Origin of the sequence: Phenylobacterium parvum (genome assembly GCF_003150835.1) — a bacterium.
GTDB classification, from domain to species: domain Bacteria; phylum Pseudomonadota; class Alphaproteobacteria; order Caulobacterales; family Caulobacteraceae; genus Phenylobacterium; species Phenylobacterium parvum.
Genome location: NZ_CP029479.1, coordinates 16,268 through 35,815 on the forward strand (window position 1 = coordinate 16,268; position 19,548 = coordinate 35,815).

Here is a 19,548-nt window from a genome sequence, read left to right on the forward strand (position 1 = left end):
GGCGCGCACCGCCGGCGCCGTCCAGCGGGTCAGGTCCAGCGGGTCAGGTCATGTGCAACTGGCGGCCGTTCAGGCCGAGCGCCGGCGGCCGGTGGGCTCGTTCCAGCCCCTCGCCACCCGCGAGAGGACCCGCCTGAGGGCGTCTGCGGACAGGGGCTTGACCAGGAAGTCGTCCATGCCGGCCGCCAGGCAGGTCTGCCGGTCGTCCTCGAAGGCGTTGGCCGTCAGGGCGACAATGGGTGTGGCTATGCCCTGGGTGCGCATCTCCTGGGCGGTTTCCGGTCCGGTCATGCCCGGCATCCGCATGTCCATGAGGATCAGGTCGTATGCGCCCACCGCCACTGCGGCCAGGGCCTCGGGCCCGCCGGCGGCGTGGTCGACCACGCAGCTCTCGCGGTTCAGCATGGCCGTCGCCAGGAGGGCGTTGATGGCGTGGTCCTCGACCAGCAGGACCCTGAGGCCAGGCGCCACGGCGGGGGCGATCCGGTCGTCCAGCCGCTCGATCCGGCTCCGACCGCCCGCAGCGGCCAGGACCCGCTCGGCGAGGGAGCCCGGGCGGAGCGGCTTGATGAGATAGCCGGCGAAACCCCGGGCCCGGTAGTCGTCGATGAGACCGCGGTCCTCGGGGGACAGCAGGATGATGGCGGGGCGGTCGTCCGGCGGAGCCCGGGGCGCCAGGACGTGGTCCACCAACAGCACCTCTGCGTCCGCCGGAAGGTCGCGCACGCTCGCCGCCGCGACGCCCTCGCCGCCGCGGGAGGCGACCTGGCGCACCGCCGCCTCGCAGACCAGCGGGCTGGGACTGACGACCCCAATCCTTCGGCGCGCAAGGTTCCGGCCCGGCGCCCCGCCGGCCCGCGGGGCCGGCAGGTCGAGCCAGAAATCGGCGCCTCCGCCCGGGGCCGGACTGACCCCTGCAGCGCCCCGCAGGGCTATGGCCAGGCTCCGGACGATGGCCAGGCCAAGCCCGGCGCCGCCCAGGCTGACCCCGTCGACGCGGGGATCGGTCTGGACGAAGGGCTCGAAGATGCGCTCGCGCTCTCCATCCGTGACGCCCGGCCCCGTGTCGCGGACGCTCAGGCGGATCCGGCCGGGTCCGGCGGGCGAGGCCGAGACGAGAACGCCGCCCTCGCTCGTGAACTTGATGGCGTTGCCCACATAGTTGAGCAGGACCTGGCGCAACCGTCCCTCATCCCCGCGGATGCGGCCCAGGCCGGGCGCAATCCACCAGCCGATCTCCAGCCCCTTCTCGGCGGCCCGCGGGGCGGTGAGCTCGCAGACCCCGCGCAGCAGGTCCTCCAGGACCACTTCCTCGGAATGGACCTCGATGGCCGAGGCGCCCAGGCGCGCGAAGTCCAGCAGCTGGTTGACCAGCCCCAGCATGTGCTCGCCGGACTCGCGAAGGGCGTCCACATAGCTCCTCTGCTCTCCGGTCAGCGGGGTGGCTTCCAGAAGGCGGGCCAGGCCCAGGACGCCGTTGAGGGGCGTACGGAACTCATGGCTCAGCCCGGCCAGCTCCTCGATGGTGACCGGGGTTGCGACCCCTTCAGGCGCCGCCGGCGGGTCGGGGGCTCCGGCGCCTGCATCCGCAGCTGGGGTCGGGGCGTTGAGGGCGACGGGTCGGGTCATGCCGGTTTCGTCGCACGCCATGTTTAAGGCTCCGTCAAACCGGGCGATTAACGCCCCGTCAACGGGCGCGGTCAACCGCTTGGGTGCGGGCCCCGATCGCCGCGGATCACGCCCCGGCGCCGACCCCCCGGTAGGCCAGGGCCTCGGCCACGTGGCGGCGGGCGACGACCGGTTCGGCGTCCAGGTCCGCCAGGGTTCGCGCCAGCCTCAGCACCCGGCTCCAGCCCCGGGCGGTCAGGCCCGCGGCATCGGCGGCGCGGGTCAGAAGGGCGCGGGCCTCGGGCTCGGGGTCGGCGATGGCCTGCAGCCAGTCGCCGGACGCCCGGGCGTTGGCCGCCTCGGTCTCGGGACGTCCGGCCTCGGCCGCGCGCCGGACCTGGATCTCCCGGGCGGCCTCCACCCGGGCGGCGACCACGGCTGAGCCCTCGGCGGCGGCGGGCAGGGCGAGGTCGGCGGCGCGGACGGCGGGAACCTCCACCTGCAGGTCGATGCGGTCCAGGAAGGGCCCCGACACCCGCGCCCGGTAGTCGACCTGGCAGCGCGGCGCCCGGCCGCAGGCGCCCCGACCCTCGCCCCCCTTGCCGCACTTGCAGGGGTTCTGGGCGGCGACCAGCTGGAACCGGGCCGGATAGCGCACGTGCCCGGCGGCCCGGGCGACGGTGATCTCGCCGGTCTCAAGAGGCTGGCGCAGGGAGTCCAGGGCCTGGGCGCTGAACTCCGGCAACTCGTCCAGGAACAGCACGCCATTGTGCGCCAGGGAGGCCTCCCCCGGGCGGATGCGCGCGCCGCCGCCGGTCAGGGCCGCCATGGTCGCCGAGTGGTGCGGCGCGCGGAAGGGCCGGGCCCGGGTCAGCTCGCCCCGGGCGATCAGGCCGGCCACCGAGTGGACCATGGAGGTCTCGAGCAGCTCGGCGGCGGACAGGGGCGGCAACAGGCCGGGCAGGCGGGCGGCCATCATCGACTTGCCCGCCCCGGGCGGCCCGGTCAGCAGCAGGTTGTGGCCCCCGGCGGCGGCGATCTCCAGGGCCCGCCGGGCGGTCTCCTGGCCGCGCACCTCGCTCAGGTCGGGGGCGGGCGCGCCTTCGGTCAGGGCGCCCGGTTCCGGGGGCGAGAGCGCCTGGGTTCCGCGGAAGTGGTTGACCAGGGCCACCAGGCTGGGCGGCGCCAGCACCGGGGTCGATCCCGCCCATGCGGCTTCCGGCCCGCTGGCCTCGGGGCAGATCAGGCCCAGCCCGAGGCCGCCCGCCGCCACCGCCGCCGGCAGGGCGCCGGCCGAGGCGGTGATCCGCCCGTCGAGGGACAACTCGCCCATGGCCGCCCAGCCCTCCAGGGCGTCGGGCGGGATCACCCCCATGGCCGCCATCACGGCCAGGGCGATGGGCAGGTCATAGTGGCTGCCCTCCTTGGGCAGGTCGGCGGGGGCCAGGTTGCAGATGATCCGGCGGCCCGGCATGGCCAGGCCTAGGCCGGCGAAGGCGGCCCGCACGCGCTCGCGGCTCTCGGCCACGGCCTTGTCGCCCAGTCCCACCAGGACGAACTTCTGCTCGCCGGCGGTCAGCTGGACCTCGACCTCGACGGGTCGGGCCTCGACGCCCAGGAAGGCCAGGGTGGTGACGCGGGCGGCCATGAGCGCTCCTTGCGCTGCGCCCCGGTCCCCAACGGCAGACAAGCATGACGCCCGCCGCCTCGCAAGAACAAATACGGAACCGAAGGCGGCTCAGCCGCCGGCGCGCTTCGTCTCGATCACGTCCCAGAGCGCGGTGATGGCGTCGATGCCCGACAGGCGCTTCAGGGCGCGCGCGCCGGTGGGGGAGGTGACGTTGATCTCGGTCAGGTAGTCGCCGATCACGTCGACGCCGACGAACAGGAGGCCCCGGGCCCTCAGCTGCGGGCCGATGATGGCGCAGAGCTCCAGGTCCCTGGCGGTCAGCTCCACGGCGTCGGCCCGGCCGCCCACGGCCAGGTTCGAGCGGATCTGCCCGGGCGCCGGCACGCGGTTGATGGCGCCGACGGGCTCGCCGTCCACCAGCAGGATGCGCTTGTCCCCCTTGGTCACCGCCGGGATGAACTTCTGGGCGATCACCGGCTCGCGGCCGATCATCCGGTGCAGGTCCAGGAGGGCGTCAAGGTTGGGGTCGTCCGCCAGCAGGCGGGCCACGCCCGAGCCGCCGCCGCCGTAGAGGGGCTTGAGCACGATGTCCCCATGCCGGGCGCGGAAGTCGTAGAGGGCCTCGACATCCGAAGTGATCAGGGTCGGCGGCTGCACCCCCGGGAAGGTGGTGACGTACAGTTTCTCCGGGGCGTTACGCACCTCGGCCGGGTTGTTCACCACCAGGGTCTTGGGGTGGATGGCGTCCAGGAAGTGGGTGGTGGTGATGTAGGCCATGTCGAAGGGCGGGTCCTGGCGCAGCAGGACCACGTCGGCCTCTGAAAGGTCGCGCTGTTCCCATGGACCGAAGGCGGCGTGCTCGTCCTGGACGTCCTTCACCCGGACGGACCGGCCGCGGGCCATCAGGCGTCCGCCTTCCAGGGCCAGGCGGTCCGGCGTGTAGACGAAGAGGTCGTGGCCCCGGTCCTGGGCCTCCAGCATCATCGCGAAGGTGGAGTCTCCCTGGATGCGGATATGCTCCAGCGGGTCCATCTGGACGGCGACGTTCAGCTTCATGGCGGGCTCCCTCTCCGGGGGCCTTCTAGCACGGCCCGCCCGCTGCGCGTCAAAGCCCCGCCCCTTACTGCCCCGCCCAGGCGTCGGCCAGGTGGCGGGGGCGACGCCCGGGGGCCAGGGCCACCAGGTCCAGGCGCACGGTCCGGCCGGCGAGGTCCGGCCTGCGGGCGGCCAGGGTCCGCCCCGCCCGCCTCAGCCGGTCCCTCTGGTCGGGACCCACGGCTTCCAGCGCCGCCTCCAGGCTGGCGCGGGACTTGACCTCCACCACCGCCAGGACGGGTCCGCGCAGGGCCAGGATGTCGATCTCGGCCTGGGGGGTCTTCAACCGGAAGCCCAGGATCCGCCAGCCCTTCAGCATGAGCCAGGCCAGGGCCACCCACTCGGCCCGGCGGCCGCCGGACCGGGCCAGGGCCCCCAGCCTGCGCCGCCAGGGCCGGGCCGCCGCCTTCATCCGGCGCCCTTCAGGTCCAGGGCCCGGCGATAGAGCTCGCGCCGGGGCAGGCCCAGGGCCCGGGCGACTTCCGAGGCCGCCTCGCCGGGTGAAAGGCGCGTCAGGGCCTCGGCCAGGGCCGCGTCGGCGTCGTCCGCCGTGGCGGCTTCCTCGCGGCCGGGGGCGATCACGATCACCACCTCGCCCAAGGGATGGTCCAGCGCCGGGTCGGCGGCCAGGGCGTCCAGGGGCCCGCGCACCAGGGTCTCGTGCAGCTTGGTCAGTTCGCGCGCGACGGCGGCGGGGCGGGGCCCCAGCACCTCGGCCATGTCTGTCAGGCTCGCCTTCAGCCGGCTGCCGCCCTCGAACAGGATGAGGGTGGCGCGGACCCCCGCCAGCTCGGCCAGCTCCCGCCGGCGGGCGGCGGACTTCGGCGACAGGAAGCCGGCGAAGAGGAAGCGTTCGGCGGGCAGACCCGAGACCGTCAGGGCCGCCAGGGCCGCCGAGGGGCCGGGCGCGGCGAAGACGGGCAGGCCCCGGGCGATGGCCTCCCGGACCAGGGGAAAGCCCGGGTCCGAGACCAGGGGGGTGCCGGCGTCGGAGGCGAGGGCCACCCGCCCGCCCTGCTCCAGCAGGGCCAGGGCCCGGGGCGCCGTGCGCCCGCCCGCGTGCTCGTCATACCGGGCCATGGGCTTCGACAGGCCGTAGGCTGCGAGAAGCTTGCCCGTCACCCGGGTGTCCTCGGCCAGGACCAGGTCGGCCGCCGACAGGATGTCCAGGGCCCGCAGGGTGATGTCCCTCAGGTTCCCGATGGGAGTCGCCACCAGGTAGAGGCCGGGCGCCAGGGGGGCGTCGGACAGGGGCGGCGGCGGGGGTCTGCGGCTCATGGCCCAGCCTTCGCGGCATTATGCGGCCAATGCAAGGCGCCCGTATCAGCGGGCCAGCAGGCGCTCCAGCACGGCGTCGAGCAGGCGGCGGCCGTATGCGGTGACTCTCAGCCGGTCCGGGTCGGCGGCCAGAAGGCCCGCTTCGGCCAGGTCGCGCACCTCGGGGTGTCCGGGCGACAGGCCAAGGACGGACAGCTCCCGGAAAGGGACGCCCTCGGCCAGCCGCAGGCCGGAGAGGACCCGCTCCACGGCGGCCTCTGGCGCCGGGAGGACCTCGGCCTCCCCCTCGCCCTCGCCCCGGGCGACGGCGGCGATGTAGTCGGCGGGACGTGCTGCGCAGACCTGCCCCCGCCGCACCCCGTCCAGTGTGAGCCGCCCGTGCGCCCCCGGCCCGACGCCCAGCCAGTCGCCGCCCCGCCAGTAGGTCAGGTTGTGCCGGGACCGGTCGGCGGGGGTGCGGGCGTGGTTGGAAACCTCGTAGGCCTCGAAGCCTGCGGCGGACAGCCGGTCCTGCGTCACGTCCCAAAGGTCCGCGGCGCCGGAATCGTCGGGCGGGACCAGCCGCCCGCGGCGCACCGCCCGCTCGAAGGCCGTCCCCGGCTCGATGGTCAGCTGGTAGGGCGAGACATGGCCGGCGCCCAGGTCGAGGGCCGCATCCAGCTCCGCCGCCCAGGCCTGCGGCGTCTGGCCAGGCCGGGCGTAGATCAAGTCGATGGAGACCCTGGAAAAGACCGCCAGGGCCGCCTCCGTCGCCCGCCGTCCGGCCGCCGCATCGTGGTTGCGGCCCAGCTGGACCAGGGCCTCGTCCTCCAGGGACTGCAGGCCCAGGGACAGGCGGTTGACCCCGGCGTCAGCCAGGGCGGCGAACCGCCCGGCCTCGGCGTCCGTCGGGTTCGCTTCCAGGCTCACCTCAAGGTCCGGGCTGGCCTCCCAGCGCCGCCGGCAGGCCTCGATGACCTCCGCCACGGCCTCGGGCGGCATCAGCGAGGGCGTGCCGCCGCCAAGGAAGATCGAGCCCAGCCGCCGCGGCCCCGTGGTCGCGGCCCGCCGGGCCAGGTCGTCGACGATCGCCCGGGCCAGCTCGGCCGCCTCGCCGGGACGCCTGTCACGGTGGACGTTGAAGTCACAGTAGGGGCAGATCCGGGCGCAGTAGGGCCAGTGGACGTAGACGCCAAAGCCCGCCGCGTCGGGGTCGGGGGTCAAGCCAGGGCCGCCTTCAGGCGTGAAAAGGCCCGGGCCCGGTGGCTCATGGCGTCCTTGGCGGCGGGATCCATCTCGCCGAAGGTCAGGTCGTGGCCATCGGGCCGGAAGATGGGGTCGTAGCCGAAGCCCCGGTCGCCCCGGGGCGGAAAGACCAGGTCGCCGTCGATCCGGCCCTCGGCCACCACCGCCAGGTCGTCAGGCCAGGCCAGGGCCAGGGCGCAGGTGAAATAGGCGCGCGGGCTGTCCGCGCCGCGCTCGGCCAGTTCCCGCTCGATCCGCGCCATGGCGGGGGCGAAGTCCTTGCCCGGGCCGGCCCAGCGGGCCGACAGGACGCCCGGCGCCCCGTCCAGTCCCGCGACGGACAGGCCGGAATCGTCCGCCAGGGCGGGCAGGCCGCTGGCCATGGCCGCCGCGCGGGCCTTCAGGAGGGCGTTGCCGGTGAAGGTCGCTTCGGTCTCCTCGGGCTCGGAGAGGCCCAGCTCGCCGGCGGTGACCAGCCGGTAGCGGCCCTCGAGGATCTCGGCCAGCTCCCGGGCCTTGCCCGGATTGTGGGTCGCCACCACCAGGCGCGCCCCGGCCTCAAGTCTGATCGCCATGCTGAACTCCGCGGCCCATCCGGCCCTTACGACAATTTAACGCGAATGACGCCGCTTTCGCGACATAAGGGCGCTGACGGCGGAACGGAACCGGGGGGTCACGACATGCCGACCATGCGAGCCCTCGGCCCGGGCTCCCTCTCTAGCCTGCTCAAGGCGGTCCTCGACCTGGCCCGCCTCCTGCTTCTCGTCCTTCTGGCGATCCTTGCGGCGGGCCTGCTCTACGGGGTCCTTGCGGCCTTCAACCCGGACATGCCCTTTGGGGACCGCGTTCGGTTCGAGGGCCTGGACAGGATCCAGGCCTGGGCGGTGGTCCTGGCCAGGATGCTCACCGCCACCTTGTTCGTTGCAGGCGTCCTTGTGATCGTGAGTCGCCTGCGCGAGGTCTTCGCCACCCTGAAGGCCGGCGATCCCTTCCACCCCGACAACGTCACCCGGCTGAGGGTGGTGGCCGCAGGCCTGGCCGGCCTGGAGCTGGTCCGCTACGCGGTCTGGCTCCTGGGAGCCCTTCTGCCGCCACAGGCGGCGCCTGAAAGACCCAACCTGTCCCTGACCGCCTGGTTCTCGATCCTCGTGGTCATCGTCCTGGCCGAGGTTTTCCGGGAGGGGGCCCGATTGCGGCGCGAGGCGGAGCTGACCATCTGATGCCCGTCCGGTTCCACCTCGACCGACTGCTCGTGGAGCGCCGCATGTCCCTCGTCGAACTGGCCGACCGGACGGGCCTTTCCGCCGCCAACCTGGCCATCCTCAAGGCGGGTGACGCCCAGGCCCTGAGGTTCTCGACCCTCGAGGCCCTTTGCCGGGAACTGGCCTGCCAGCCCGGCGACATCCTGACCTGGGAGCCCTGACCCCGCGTCAGGTGTCGCCGCATTGCAACATGAGGGGTTCCAGGGCCCCCGGAGCCTTGCGCTGCCGGGCATACAGGCCTATGTGCACCGCAACATTTATTGCATTGCACAAGGAGCTCGCCATGGCCCACGTCCTGGACATCCGCGACATCCACGTCTTCGACGGCCTGCTGCGTCGCCTGGAGGCCATCCTCGATGGCCTGATGATGCCGTTCGCCGAGGAAATCGGCCGCCTGTCGCCGGCCGCCTTCCGGCACCTACTGAACGCCCGCTTCTGATCGCGGTCCGCGCCGGCCGCCGCTGTCTCTCCCGACGGGGGTCCGGCGCCGGGAACGGGCGGCCCTGAGGGGTCGCCCGTCTCCCTAGCGGGTTCAGGCCGCGGCCGCCGCCCGCTGGAGGGCGAAAAGCTCTCCGATCCCCTTCTCGGCCAGGCCGAACAGGGCCTCGAATTCGGCCCGGGTGAAGCCCCGCTTCTCGCCGGTGGCCTGGATCTCCACGATATCCCCCGCCCCTGTCAGGACGAAGTTGGCGTCGGCCTCGGCGTTGGAATCCTCCTCGTATTCAAGGTCCAGCACAGGGACGCCCTGGCAGACCCCGCAGGACACCGCCGCCACCTGGTCGAGCAGGGGCGAGCGGGCGATCATCCCCTCCTGAACCAGCAGGTCGGTGGCCTGGCGAAGGGCCACCCAGGCGCCGGTGATGGCCGCCGTCCGCGTGCCGCCATCCGCCTGGATCACGTCGCAGTCCAGGGAGATCTGGCGCTCGCCCAGGGCGGCCATGTCCACCACGGCCCGCAGGGAGCGCCCGATCAGGCGCTGGATCTCCTGGGTCCGTCCCGACTGCTTGCCCTCTGAGGCCTCCCGCCGGCCGCGGGTGTGGGTGGCCCTGGGCAGCATGCCGTACTCGGCCGTCACCCAGCCCTGGCCGCGCCCGCGAAGGAAGGGCGGAACCCGCTCCTCGACGCTGGCGGTCACCAGGACCCGGGTGTGCCCGAAGGCGACCAGGCAGGAGCCCTCGGCATAGCGGTTCACCCCGGTCTCCAGGGTCACGGTCCTCAGGCTGTCGGCGGCGCGGTCAAAGGGACGCTTGGCGGTCATGGGTCGGGCAGGCTCCGGCGAAGGGTGAAGCGGTCCCGGCGCCTTGCGCCGGCGGGGTGGGTGCTTATCCTGTAACCTCGGGCCTGCGTCCATGCCCGACCGGAAACAGGACTCCCCCGAACGTGACCGGCCAGTTCCTCCCGCGGGGTCCGACCCTCGCCGAACTCGACAACCGCGCCCGCGAAATCTTCCGCCGGGTCGTAGAGACCTATCTCGAGACCGGCGAGCCCGTGGGGTCGCGCACCCTGTCCCGGGGCGGCGTCCAGCTGTCCCCCGCCTCCATCCGCAACACCATGCAGGACCTTACGGAGCTGGGTCTGCTCGGCGCTCCGCACATCAGCGCCGGCCGCCTGCCGACCCATGCGGGCCTCCGGCTCTTCGTCGACGGCCTGATGGAGGTGGGCGATGTCGGCGACAGCGAGCGCCGGGAGATCGAACAGCGGCTGGCCGGCCGCGGCCGGTCCTTCGAAGACATGCTGAACGAGGCCTCGTCCCTCCTCTCCGGCCTGGCGGGCGGCGCCGGCATCGTCGTGGCCCCCATGCGCGAGGCCGGCGTCAAGCACGTGGAGTTCGTCGCCCTGGGCGTCGACCAGGCCCTGGCCGTGGTGGTGTTCGAGGACGGCGCCGTCGAGAACCGGCTGATGCAGCTGGCCGCCGGGGTCACGCCCTCGTCCCTCCAGGAGGCGTCGAACTTCCTCAACGTCCGGATGCGCGGCAAGACCCTGGCCGAGGCCGGACAGGACATCCGCTCCGAGCTCGACCACGCCCGGCGCCAGCTGGATGTCGCCGCCGCCCGCCTCGTCGAGGAGGGGCTGGCGGTCTGGGGCGGCGGCGAGGGGCGTGACCGCGCCCTGATCGTCCGCGGCCGCGCCAACCTCCTGGCCGACCGCGAAACCCTCGAGGACCTCGAGCGGGTGCGGATGCTGTTTGACGACCTGGAGCAGAAGGAACAGCTGATCGGCCTTCTGGACGGGGTGCGCGAGGCCCAGGGCGTGCGCATCTTCATCGGCGCCGAGACGCGCCTTTTCTCGCTTTCCGGTTCCGCGGTCATTGCGGCGCCCTATATGTCGGGCCAGAAGAAGCTGCTTGGAGCCATCGGCGTGATCGGCCCAACGCGGCTGAACTATGCGCGGGTCATTCCCCTGGTCGACTACACCGCCAGGGTCCTGTCCCAGATGGCCGGCGTCTGAGGCCGGGGCCTGTCCCCGGCGCGTGAAGACACGGGCCCGGCGGCCCGGTCCAGAGAGGTTGAGTGAGACATGTCCGAGGATCCCCAGTCCCCCGAAGAGGCGCCGTCGGAGGCGCAGGCCGGCGCCGATGGCGAGGTCGATGGCCCATCCGCCCTCGAGGCCGAGGTCGCGGCGCTCAAGGAACAGGTGCTGCGCTACGCCGCGGACGCCGAGAACATCCGTCGCAGGGCCGAGCGCGAGACCAACGACGCACGGGCCTACGCCATCCAGAAGTTCGCCAGGGACCTGCTGGGGGTGGCTGACACCCTGGGCCGGGCCCTGACAGCCCCGCCCGCCGGCGAGGACGCGGGTGTGCGCAACTTCGTGGTCGGCGTCGAGATGACCCAGAAGGCCCTTCTCGCGGCCTTCGAGTCCAACGGACTGAAGTCGGTGGAGCCGTCTGCAGGGGACCGTTTCGACCCGCACCTGCACCAGGCGATGATGGAGCAGGAGAGCCCTGACCTCGCCCCCGGTGCGGTAATCCAGTGCCTGCAGCCCGGCTACGAACTGCTGGGCCGTCTTGTGCGCCCGGCCATGGTCGTGGTCGCCTCGCGGGGTTCCGGCGGCGCCGCGCCCGGCGGAGAGGGTCCGGGCGGCCGCCTGGATACCCGCGCCTGACTCCGGCCCCCTTTCCCAAGCCCGACAAATGATTAAAGTCGGGAATCCACCCCACGGGACGGAGACGGCTCCGCCGCCGCCGTCCCCGGCCCACACCGGACCCGACTGATGAAGCTGACGATCGAGCGCGCCGCACTGCTGAAAGCCCTGGGACACGTCCAGAGCGCGGTGGAGCGCCGGAACACCATCCCGATCCTCTCCAACGTGCTGCTGTCCGCCGAGCGCGGCCGCCTCAGCTTCTCGGCCACCGACCTCGACATGGAGATCGTCGACGAGGCCGAGGCGCGGGTCGAGCAGGCCGGGCAGGTCACGGCGCCCGCCCACACCCTCTACGAGATCGTCCGCAAGCTGCCCGAGGGCGCCGAGGTCACCCTGGCCTGGACCGGCGAGGACCCGCGCCTGTCCGTCTCTGCGGGCCGCTCGCGGTTCAGCCTTCCGGTCCTGCCGGCCGGCGACTTCCCCGTCATGTCCTCCGACGGCCTGTCCGGCCGTGTGGCCGTGGACGTGAACGACCTTATCCGCCTGATCGACCGCACCCGCTTCGCCATCTCCACCGAGGAGACGCGCTACTACCTGAACGGTCTCTACCTCCACACGGTCACCGAGGGCGGGATCCCCCGCCTGCGCGCCGTCGCCACCGACGGCCACCGCCTGGCCCTCGCCGAGATGCCGGCCCCCGAAGGCTCGGTGGGCGCCCCGGGCGTCATCGTGCCCCGCAAGACCATCGGCGAGGCCCGCCGCCTGCTGGACGACGCCGGCGAGAGCGTCGACCTGGCCGTCAGCCCCCAGAAGGTGCGCTTCGACTTCGGCGCCGCGGCCCTGACCTCCAAGGTCATCGACGGCAGCTTCCCTGACTACGCCCGCGTCATTCCCCGGGACAACAACCGGGTCATGATGGTTGACAACCAGCTCTTCGCCCGGGCCGTCGACCGGGTCGCCACCATTTCGGCCGAGAAGAGCCGGTCGGTGCGCATGGCCATCGAGCCGGGCCGGATGACCCTGACGGTCCGCAACATGGAGGCGGGCCAGGCGGTCGAGGAGCTCGAAGTCGACTACGACGGCGAGGCCTTCGAGCTGTCCTTCAACGCCCGCTACCTGCTGGACGTGACGGACCAGATCAGCGCCGAGCAGGCCGAGTTCCGTTTCGGCGGTCCGAACGACCCGGCCCTGGTGCTGGATCCCACGGACCCGGACGTCCGCTACGTCCTCATGCCCCTGCGCGTCTGACGCACCGATCGACCCTCACCCCGGCCTCCCGAAGCGGCTATAGACTGGGGCCGTGCGCTCGGTCCTGACACGCCTGTCCCTGACGGATTTCCGCTCCTACGAGCGGGCGGACATCCCGCTGGATGGCCGGATGGTGGTGCTGACCGGTCCGAACGGGGCCGGCAAGACCAACATCCTGGAGGCCGTATCCCTGCTCTCGCCAGGCCGGGGCCTGCGCAACGCCGCCCTGCCGGAGATCGGGCGCCGCGCGCCGGACGAGACCGCCGGCCGGGCCTGGGCGGTCTCGGCCCTCCTGGAAGTGAGCGGCGAGCCGGTCCGCATCGGGGTCGGCGTCGAGACCGCCGGCGCCGCGCGCCGCGCCGTGCGCCTGGAGGGTGAGGCCGTTCCTCCCGCCCGGCTCACCGACCTGGTCCGGCCCGCCTGGCTGACCCCCGCCCAGGACCGCCTCTTCCTCGAGGCGGCCGGAGAGCGCCGCCGGTTCCTGGACCGCCTGGTCTTCGCCGCCGAACCCGCCCACGCCGCCCACGCCCAGGCCTACGAGAAGGCCCTGCGCGAACGCCTGCGCCTGCTGACCGACGGTCCGGCGGACGGCGTCTGGCTGGACGCCCTCGAGCAGCGCCTGGCCCTCAGCGGCGCCCGGCTGGCGGAGGCGCGGGCCCGCACCCTCGCCGTTCTCCAGGCCGAGATCGACGCCCGGGGAGACCGACCCTTCCCGCAGGCCCGGATCGCCCCCCTGGGCGAGTGGGAGAAGCGCGCGGCGGGGGGCGAGTCCGGCGCGGCCCTCGAGCAGGCCCTGGCCGCCGCCCTGGCCGCCGCCCGGGGGCGGGACGGGACGGCCGGGCGGTCCCTGACCGGCCCGCACCGGGGGGATCTCTCCGTCATCCACGCCGAGCGCGGCCGGCCCGCCGCCGAATGCTCGACGGGCGAACAGAAGGCCCTGGTCCTCAACCTCGTCCTGGCCCAGGCGGCGCGTCTTTCCCGTGCCGAATCAGCGCCGGCGCCTGTATTGTTGCTGGATGAAGTTGCAGCGCACCTGGACCGCCGCCGGCGGGCCGCGCTGTTCGACGAAATCGAGGCGCTCGGGCTTCAGGCCTTCCTGACCGGCACGGACGACCCTCTCTTCGAGGAGCTTGCGGGCCGCGCCCTCAGGCTCCGGGTCGAGGGCTCCCGGCTGGCTGTTGCGGACACCCCATGACCGACGAATCCCAGACCCCGAACGAAACCCCAGTGGAAGCCCCAGTGGAAACCCCTGAAGAAGCCGCCGCCGCCTATGGCGCGGAGTCGATCAAGGTCCTCAAGGGGCTCGACGCCGTCCGCAAACGGCCGGGCATGTACATCGGAGACACCGATGACGGCTCGGGCCTGCACCACATGGTCTACGAGGTGGTGGACAACGCCATCGACGAGGCCCTGGCCGGCCACGCCTCCCGCGTCGAGGTGATCCTCAACGCCGACGGGTCCTGCACCGTCACCGATGACGGCCGCGGCATTCCCACCGACATCCACGAGGGCGAGGGGGTCTCGGCGGCCGAGGTCATCATGACCCAACTCCACGCCGGCGGGAAATTCGACCAGAACGCCTACAAGGTCTCCGGCGGCCTGCACGGCGTGGGCGTGTCTGTGGTCAACGCCCTTTCCGACTGGCTGAAGCTCAAAGTCCACAGGGGCGGCCGCGCCCACGAGATGACGTTCCGCCGAGGCGACGCCGTCTCGCCCCTGGTGATTACGGGCGCCTCACCCCTGCGCGAGTCGGGCGAGCCCCTGACGGGCACGGAGGTCACCTTCCTGCCCTCGCGGGAGACCTTCGCCTTCATCGAGTTCGACCGCCGCACGCTGGAGCACCGCCTGCGCGAACTCGCCTTCCTCAATTCCGGGGTCCACATCCGCCTGCGTGACAACCGCGAGGCCGAGCCCTGGGAAGAGATCATGCACTACGAGGGCGGGGTGGAGGCCTTCGTGCGCCACCTCGACAAGGCCAAGTCCCCCCTCATGAAGGAACCCGTCGTGGTGCGGGGCCGTCGCGACAGCGTCGAGATCGACCTCGCCCTGTGGTGGAACGAAAGCTACCACGAGAACGTCCTCTGCTTCACCAACAACATCCCGCAGAGGGACGGCGGCACCCACCTGGCGGCCTTCCGCTCGGCCCTCACCCGGATCATCTCGGGCTATGCCGAAACCAGCGGCGCCGCCAAGCGCGAGAAGGTCAGCCTGTCCGGCGAGGACGCCCGCGAGGGCCTGACCTGCGTGCTGTCGGTCAAGGTGCCGGACCCCAAGTTCTCGTCCCAGACCAAGGACAAGCTGGTCTCGTCAGAGGTCCGTCCAGCCGTCGAGGGCCTGGTGGGCGAAGGCCTGGCCAACTGGTTCGAGGAACATCCCGTCGAGGCGCGGATGATCGTCCAGAAGATCGCCGAGGCCGCCGCGGCCCGGGAGGCCGCCCGCAAGGCCCGTGAACTCACCCGGCGCAAGTCGGCCCTCGACATCACCTCCCTGCCCGGCAAGCTCGCCGACTGCCAGGAGAAGGACCCCGCCAAGTCCGAGATCTTCCTGGTCGAGGGGGATTCCGCCGGCGGCTCGGCCAAGCAGGCCCGAAACCGCGAGAACCAGGCCGTCCTGCCCCTGCGCGGCAAGATCCTCAATGTCGAGCGCGCCCGGTTCGACCGGATGCTGGGCTCCGACCAGATCGGCACCCTGATCACCGCCCTCGGCGCCGGCATCGGGCGCGACGACTTCAACATCGAGAAGATCCGTTACCACAAGATCGTGATCATGACGGACGCCGACGTCGACGGCGCCCACATCCGCACGCTGCTGCTGACCTTCTTCTACCGGCAGATGCCCGAGGTGATCGAGCGGGGCTACCTCTACATCGCCCAGCCGCCGCTCTACAAAGCCGCCAAGGGCCGCTCCTCCCGCTACCTCAAGGACGATACTGAGCTGGAGGCCTACCTCACCGAAGAGGGCGTGGACGGGGCGACCCTCGACCTCGCCTCCGGCGAGCGCCTGACCGGCCAGGACCTCCTGAACCTCGTCCAGGCCTCACGGGCGGCCCGGGCCAATATCGAGCGCCTCACCGCCCGGGCGCCAGCCTTCGCCATCGAGCAGGCGGCCCTGGCCGGCCTGTTCGGCGAGGAGGGCGATCCCGCCGCCGCCGCGCGGCGTCTCGACCTCTATGCCGAGGAGGGTGACGGCCCCTGGTCCGGAGAGACCGCGCCGGCGGGCGGCTTCGCCTTTTCCCGCCGCCGCCGCGGCGTGACCGAGCGGGTGGTCCTGGACGATCTCCTGATCGCCGCCGCCGACGCCCGGCGCCTGGCCGAGCGCGCCCTGGCCCTGTCCGAGCCCTTCTCCGGGACGGCCACCTTCACCCGACGGGACCGCACGACCCGGGTCCGCGGGCCCCTCGACCTGACCGCCGCCATCATGGAGGCCGGCCGCCGGGGCCTGACCATCCAGCGCTACAAGGGCCTGGGCGAGATGAACCCCGAGCAGCTCTGGGAGACGACCCTCGACGCCGAGGCCCGCACCCTCCTCCAGGTCCGGGTCGCCCATGCCGACGACGCGGACGACATGTTCACCCGCCTGATGGGGGACCTCGTCGAGCCGCGCCGGGAGTTCATCCAGGAGAACGCCCTCGACGCCGAGGTCGACGTCTGATCAGTCGCCCTCCGCCCAGCGGGGGGCCTTTGCGAAGTCCGCCGCGCGGAACGGCGTCTCGTTGAAGATGTAGGGGTAGTAGAACCGCCGGATCCGCTCGTGGAAGGCCCGGATCCGGTCCTGGTAGGCAAGCTGGGCCGCCAGGTCCGTTCCCGCTATCCGGTGCAGGGCCGTCTGCACCCCCACCGCCGGGAGGACGAGGCCGACCCTGCCCGTCCAGGCGTCCCGTGACTCAAGCCCCCGCCGGTAGGCTCGGACCGGGTCGGCCACGCTCAGGTCCCCGAGGTGCTGGAAGGCGTAGTACCACTTCCAGTGGAATCCCGAGGTGACTGGCGGCGTGTCCCGCCATTCCGGATGGACCTTGAAGAAGGCGCCAAGGGTGGCGTCCTTTGGTTTGTCCCAGCCGGCGTGGACGGCCTCGCGCTGGGCGAGGGTCAACTCGACCCCCTGCCGGACCGGATTGGCGCGGTTGATGGCGATGTGCGCCAGGGCCGGCAGGACCAGGCTCAGGATGACCCAGGTCGCCGCCAGGACAGCGCCATTGGCCACCGAGCTGCGTCCGAGGGCGCCGACGCCCAGGCAGACCAGGGACCAGAACAGCAGATAGAGGCCCGCGACGCCCAGCATCGACAGGACTGCGACGGCCTGCGCCCCGGACGCTGCGGCGCCGGCGACAAAGGGTGCGGCCACGGCGACGAAGACCAGGCCCAGCCGGAGGCCCGCCCGACGGGTCCAGAGCCCTGCCCGCCCCCCCGCCGCCTGAAGGGCCTGGAGTCTCCCCGCCTCCCGCTCTCCCGAGATCAGGTCATGCAGCAGGACAACGAGGATCAAGGGGGCCAGGAAGGTCAGCACAAAGGCCCAGTCGAAGCGTCCGGGCAGGGCGAGCTCCGCATTGTAGTTCTCGCCTTCATGGATCTGGCTCTCGAGGGCCAGGGCGCGGACCCGAAGCACATAGGGCGCCACGTCGCGTTGCCCGAGGGCGGCGAAGGCGAGGGCGGAGGGCCGGTCCCAGGTCGCATGGAAGGTGTAGTAGGCGGCGTTTCCCGCGTCGCCGTCCCGGGCGACCCAGGCCGCCACAGCGGCCTCCTCCGCCGCCTGGAGGGGCTGGATCCGGGCGATGGTCTCGGTCTGGCGGCGGATCTCGGAAATCCCGGCGCCGACGCTGACGGTGGACAAGATGGCGAGCAGGGCCAGCGTGGGGAGCGCCAGCTTCTGGCGCAGGAAGAGTCGCAGCTCCTGTCCCAGACGGGTCATGCGCCTGCCCTTCCCAACCGCCGACTGGCCGTCCAGGCCAGGCCCCCCGCAATGGCCATCCAGGCGCCCAGAAGCAGCAGTCCCGGGGTCGCAGCCCCCAGGGCCTCTGTGGTGGAGGCCGGCCGGTAGACGAAGTCCGGCGTCTGGCTCCAGGCGCCGGGGTCAATCCGGACCCGGCGGCCCGCCTCCGGGTCGCTGTTGCGGTTGCTGTCGTCTGAATAGGTCAGGCGCTCCGCCTGGAGGCGGTTCAGCCTCTGTACGATGGCGTAGCGGTAGGCTTCCGCCTGTCGCAGGAACCGCCGGTGACCCTCAAGGTCTGTCCCGGAGGCGGCCATGGACAGGCTCCGCACCGCCAGGGTCGGGCTGACCAGTCCGAGGGCAAGGGCCAGTCCGGACTGGCGTCTCTGGTCGTTGAACTGGCGCTCGGCGTAACGCTCGAAGAGGGATGAGGTCAGCCGCTCTCCCTCCATGGCGATCAGGCCCCGGTAGTTCACCGGCAGGTCCTCGACGCGCGCCACCCCGTAGGTCTTCAGGACTGAAGCCCGGAAGGCGTTGAAGTAGGGATCGTCGGGGTTATGGCTGTCACCGATCTCCTTCAGGTCCCGCTGGATGGCGATGTCGGTTTCCAGCCGGGTCGGATGGGGGGCCGCCAGGAGGGCGATGTCCGTCGCCAGCCGGGGGGCGAGGATCGCCGACAGGGCCCAGGCGGCGACAAGGGTGGCGAGGGCGGTGCGACTGCTTGGGGCCAGGGCGGAGACTGAAGTGGTGACCAGCACCCAGACCAACAGGTAGGCTGCATAGCCCGCCGCCAGCATCAGGGCGGCCACGGGCGCAGCGCCGGCGGTGATGGTGAGCCAGGCCAGGGCGGCGAGCGCAGGCGCCAGGATGAGCCCGGCGACGACCGAAAGCGCTGCGGCCTTTCCCAGAACCACCTGGCCAGCTGTCACCCCCTGGGCGAAATGCAGGCGCAGCAGGCCGGAGTCCCGTTCCCGCGCAATGGCTCCAAAGCCGAGGAAGATCAGGACCAGGGGTCCAAGCGCCTGGATCACGAAGGCGGGGGTCAACTGGCCGAACCGGACCAGCAGGGAGGACTGCCGGACGTCCCCGAAGTTGGCGCTGTTCTGCCTGTGGCCCTCGAGGAACAGGGTCGATCCGGTGAAGGCGTCGACGCCCGGATCGAAGCCTGCAAGGGCGGGCAGGGGCCGGAAGACGAAGTGTCCGTAATGCACCATCCGGTGCGGGTGTCGGGCGGGCTGACCATCGAACTCCCGGTCCGCCTGGGCCTGGAACCGGCTCCGGATCTCCTGGCTTTCCCGGCCCTGCGAAATGGAAGTCAGGGCGGCGATGGCGGAAAGGACGACCACCAGGGCGACGGCCAGTTGGGCGACCCGCGCCCGGGCCATGAGGCGCAGTTCGTTTGCGGCGATTCGGAGGACCGCACTCATCCGGCGGCGGCCTCGCCAAATCGGCGGTGAAGCGAAAGGACGTCCAGCCCGCCCTCGGTCCGGACCTCCTCGACGATCCCGCCCCCGGCCAGGAACCCGATCCGGTCGGCGCAGTCCGCCGCCCCAAGAAGGTCGTGGGTCACCATCAGGACCGCGGCGCCCCGTTGGCGCAGGCCTCCCACCAGGGTGTTGAAGTCCGATGCTGCGGCCGGGTCGAGGCCCGTCGTCGGCTCGTCCAGCAGCAGGACGGGAACCTCCCGCAGGAGGGCCATGGCGATCGCCACCTTCTGCCGCATGCCCTTGGAGAAACCGCCGGTCCGCCGGGACCGGGCCCCAGCCTGCAGTCCCGCCGCGTCCAGGGCTGCATCCATCTCCGCCCGCGAGGGTCGTGCGCCGGACAGGCCCAGGAAGTAGCCGATGTTCTCGTAGGCGCTCAGGGTCTCGTAAAGGGCGACGGTCTCCGGCAGGTAGGCGATACGCTGGCGGACGGCGTCGGCCTGGGCTGCGGGGTTGAGGCCCATCACGCGCACCGATCCGCTCGAGGGCCGCAGCAGGCCCATCAGGACGGCCAGAGTGGTCGACTTGCCTGCTCCATTGCCGCCGAGCAGGGCGTAGACCTCACCGGCGTTCACCGACAGGTGCAGGCCCTTCAGAACGGGGGTCCCGCCCCTGTCGACGCAGAGTTTGCGGACATCGATGACGGGTTCGGCGGCGGTCAGGTCCGGCATGTCTGTTTGTTCCCGCGGGCTCGGCGCCCTGTCAATGCTGA

Annotated in this window: 19 protein-coding genes; 8 read left to right on the plus strand and 11 right to left on the minus strand. The window is 72.2% G+C overall.

The window, feature by feature from the left end; translation table 11 throughout:
• Nucleotides 1-69: 69 nt before the first annotated feature.
• From HYN04_RS00075 to rdgB, 7 genes are all read right to left on the minus strand, one after another.
• Nucleotides 70-1,650, minus strand: coding sequence for an ATP-binding response regulator (locus tag HYN04_RS00075; RefSeq protein ID WP_241962641.1), 1,581 nt, complete (start codon nt 1,648-1,650; stop codon nt 70-72).
• A gap of 85 nt (nt 1,651-1,735) precedes the next feature.
• On the minus strand, nt 1,736-3,256 hold the full coding sequence (locus HYN04_RS00080; protein WP_110448861.1) for a YifB family Mg chelatase-like AAA ATPase: 1,521 nt from the start codon (nt 3,254-3,256) through the stop codon (nt 1,736-1,738).
• Between the two features lie 90 nt (nt 3,257-3,346).
• Complete coding sequence (gene gshB / locus HYN04_RS00085) at nt 3,347-4,294, minus strand: glutathione synthase (protein WP_110448862.1); 948 nt, start codon at nt 4,292-4,294, stop codon at nt 3,347-3,349.
• Nucleotides 4,295-4,358: 64 nt separating this feature from the next.
• Nucleotides 4,359-4,745: a YraN family protein gene (locus tag HYN04_RS00090; RefSeq protein ID WP_110448863.1), complete on the minus strand. Its 387-nt coding sequence runs from the start codon at nt 4,743-4,745 to the stop codon at nt 4,359-4,361.
• A complete protein-coding gene (rsmI, locus tag HYN04_RS00095; protein WP_110448864.1) occupies nt 4,742-5,611 on the minus strand; it encodes a 16S rRNA (cytidine(1402)-2'-O)-methyltransferase in 870 nt (289 codons plus the stop codon). The genes HYN04_RS00090 and rsmI overlap by 4 nt, the downstream gene beginning before the upstream one ends.
• Nucleotides 5,612-5,656: 45 nt before the next feature.
• Nucleotides 5,657-6,814, minus strand: coding sequence for a radical SAM family heme chaperone HemW (hemW, locus tag HYN04_RS00100; protein ID WP_110448865.1), 1,158 nt, complete (start codon nt 6,812-6,814; stop codon nt 5,657-5,659).
• Nucleotides 6,811-7,410 (minus strand): RdgB/HAM1 family non-canonical purine NTP pyrophosphatase, encoded by a 600-nt coding sequence (gene rdgB / locus HYN04_RS00105; RefSeq protein ID WP_110448866.1) that lies wholly within the window; start codon nt 7,408-7,410, stop codon nt 6,811-6,813. The genes hemW and rdgB overlap by 4 nt, the downstream gene beginning before the upstream one ends.
• Nucleotides 7,411-7,524: 114 nt before the next feature.
• Here rdgB and HYN04_RS00110 point away from each other — a divergent pair, with 114 nt between their 5' ends.
• The 3 genes from HYN04_RS00110 (at nt 7,525) to HYN04_RS13350 (ending at nt 8,536) form a co-directional block, all read left to right on the plus strand.
• Nucleotides 7,525-8,055, plus strand: a complete 531-nt coding sequence (locus tag HYN04_RS00110) for a DUF2975 domain-containing protein (RefSeq protein ID WP_110451223.1) — start codon at nt 7,525-7,527, stop codon at nt 8,053-8,055.
• Complete coding sequence (locus HYN04_RS00115; protein ID WP_110448867.1) at nt 8,055-8,258, plus strand: helix-turn-helix domain-containing protein; 204 nt, start codon at nt 8,055-8,057, stop codon at nt 8,256-8,258. Before HYN04_RS00110 ends, HYN04_RS00115 begins: the two co-directional genes overlap by 1 nt.
• Before the next feature lie 122 nt (nt 8,259-8,380).
• Complete coding sequence (locus HYN04_RS13350; protein WP_162599492.1) at nt 8,381-8,536, plus strand: hypothetical protein; 156 nt, start codon at nt 8,381-8,383, stop codon at nt 8,534-8,536.
• Between the two features lie 93 nt (nt 8,537-8,629).
• Here HYN04_RS13350 and rph read toward each other — a convergent pair whose 3' ends face one another.
• A complete protein-coding gene (rph, locus tag HYN04_RS00120) occupies nt 8,630-9,355 on the minus strand; it encodes a ribonuclease PH (protein ID WP_110448868.1) in 726 nt (241 codons plus the stop codon).
• A 122-nt stretch (nt 9,356-9,477) separates the two neighbouring features.
• Here rph and hrcA point away from each other — a divergent pair, with 122 nt between their 5' ends.
• The 5 genes from hrcA to gyrB all read left to right on the plus strand — a co-directional run bounded on the left by hrcA (nt 9,478) and on the right by gyrB (nt 16,080).
• Nucleotides 9,478-10,545 carry a heat-inducible transcriptional repressor HrcA gene (gene hrcA, locus HYN04_RS00125; protein WP_110448869.1) on the plus strand — a complete coding sequence of 356 codons (1,068 nt, stop codon included), beginning with the start codon at nt 9,478-9,480 and terminating at the stop codon, nt 10,543-10,545.
• Nucleotides 10,546-10,614: 69 nt separating this feature from the next.
• Complete coding sequence (grpE, locus tag HYN04_RS00130) at nt 10,615-11,202, plus strand: nucleotide exchange factor GrpE (protein WP_110448870.1); 588 nt, start codon at nt 10,615-10,617, stop codon at nt 11,200-11,202.
• Nucleotides 11,203-11,310: 108 nt separating this feature from the next.
• Nucleotides 11,311-12,429 carry a DNA polymerase III subunit beta gene (dnaN, locus tag HYN04_RS00135; protein WP_110448871.1) on the plus strand — a complete coding sequence of 373 codons (1,119 nt, stop codon included), beginning with the start codon at nt 11,311-11,313 and terminating at the stop codon, nt 12,427-12,429.
• 52 nt (nt 12,430-12,481) lie between these two features.
• Nucleotides 12,482-13,624 (plus strand): DNA replication/repair protein RecF, encoded by a 1,143-nt coding sequence (gene recF, locus HYN04_RS00140; protein ID WP_110448872.1) that lies wholly within the window; start codon nt 12,482-12,484, stop codon nt 13,622-13,624.
• Complete coding sequence (gene gyrB / locus HYN04_RS00145; protein ID WP_110448873.1) at nt 13,621-16,080, plus strand: DNA topoisomerase (ATP-hydrolyzing) subunit B; 2,460 nt, start codon at nt 13,621-13,623, stop codon at nt 16,078-16,080. Before recF ends, gyrB begins: the two co-directional genes overlap by 4 nt.
• On the opposite strand, the gene HYN04_RS00150 is transcribed toward gyrB, so the two are convergent.
• From HYN04_RS00150 to HYN04_RS00160, 3 genes are read right to left on the minus strand one after another with little or no spacing between them, the layout of a single operon-like run.
• Nucleotides 16,081-17,334 carry a DUF3526 domain-containing protein gene (locus tag HYN04_RS00150; RefSeq protein ID WP_110448874.1) on the minus strand — a complete coding sequence of 418 codons (1,254 nt, stop codon included), beginning with the start codon at nt 17,332-17,334 and terminating at the stop codon, nt 16,081-16,083.
• Nucleotides 17,331-18,779, minus strand: coding sequence for an ABC transporter permease (locus HYN04_RS00155; protein ID WP_110448875.1), 1,449 nt, complete (start codon nt 18,777-18,779; stop codon nt 17,331-17,333). The genes HYN04_RS00150 and HYN04_RS00155 overlap by 4 nt, the downstream gene beginning before the upstream one ends.
• Complete coding sequence (locus HYN04_RS00160; RefSeq protein ID WP_110448876.1) at nt 18,776-19,507, minus strand: ABC transporter ATP-binding protein; 732 nt, start codon at nt 19,505-19,507, stop codon at nt 18,776-18,778. The genes HYN04_RS00155 and HYN04_RS00160 overlap by 4 nt, the downstream gene beginning before the upstream one ends.
• Nucleotides 19,508-19,548: the final 41 nt, after the last annotated feature.

What these genes read in the sequence shown, in the direction of transcription:
- HYN04_RS00075 (WP_241962641.1), bottom strand. Translation starts at nt 1,650, where the DNA reads ATGGCGTGCGACGAAACCGGCATGACCCGACCCGTCGCCCTCAACGCC.
- HYN04_RS00155 (WP_110448875.1), bottom strand. Translation starts at nt 18,779, where the DNA reads ATGAGTGCGGTCCTCCGAATCGCCGCAAACGAACTGCGCCTCATGGCC.
- dnaN (WP_110448871.1), top strand. Translation starts at nt 11,311, where the DNA reads ATGAAGCTGACGATCGAGCGCGCCGCACTGCTGAAAGCCCTGGGACAC.
- HYN04_RS13350 (WP_162599492.1), top strand. Translation starts at nt 8,381, where the DNA reads ATGGCCCACGTCCTGGACATCCGCGACATCCACGTCTTCGACGGCCTG.
- HYN04_RS00090 (WP_110448863.1), bottom strand. Translation starts at nt 4,745, where the DNA reads ATGAAGGCGGCGGCCCGGCCCTGGCGGCGCAGGCTGGGGGCCCTGGCC.
- grpE (WP_110448870.1), top strand. Translation starts at nt 10,615, where the DNA reads ATGTCCGAGGATCCCCAGTCCCCCGAAGAGGCGCCGTCGGAGGCGCAG.
- HYN04_RS00160 (WP_110448876.1), bottom strand. Translation starts at nt 19,507, where the DNA reads ATGCCGGACCTGACCGCCGCCGAACCCGTCATCGATGTCCGCAAACTC.
- gshB (WP_110448862.1), bottom strand. Translation starts at nt 4,294, where the DNA reads ATGAAGCTGAACGTCGCCGTCCAGATGGACCCGCTGGAGCATATCCGC.
- HYN04_RS00110 (WP_110451223.1), top strand. Translation starts at nt 7,525, where the DNA reads ATGCGAGCCCTCGGCCCGGGCTCCCTCTCTAGCCTGCTCAAGGCGGTC.
- rdgB (WP_110448866.1), bottom strand. Translation starts at nt 7,410, where the DNA reads ATGGCGATCAGACTTGAGGCCGGGGCGCGCCTGGTGGTGGCGACCCAC.
- HYN04_RS00150 (WP_110448874.1), bottom strand. Translation starts at nt 17,334, where the DNA reads ATGACCCGTCTGGGACAGGAGCTGCGACTCTTCCTGCGCCAGAAGCTG.
- gyrB (WP_110448873.1), top strand. Translation starts at nt 13,621, where the DNA reads ATGACCGACGAATCCCAGACCCCGAACGAAACCCCAGTGGAAGCCCCA.
- HYN04_RS00115 (WP_110448867.1), top strand. Translation starts at nt 8,055, where the DNA reads ATGCCCGTCCGGTTCCACCTCGACCGACTGCTCGTGGAGCGCCGCATG.
- rsmI (WP_110448864.1), bottom strand. Translation starts at nt 5,611, where the DNA reads ATGAGCCGCAGACCCCCGCCGCCGCCCCTGTCCGACGCCCCCCTGGCG.
- rph (WP_110448868.1), bottom strand. Translation starts at nt 9,355, where the DNA reads ATGACCGCCAAGCGTCCCTTTGACCGCGCCGCCGACAGCCTGAGGACC.
- HYN04_RS00080 (WP_110448861.1), bottom strand. Translation starts at nt 3,256, where the DNA reads ATGGCCGCCCGCGTCACCACCCTGGCCTTCCTGGGCGTCGAGGCCCGA.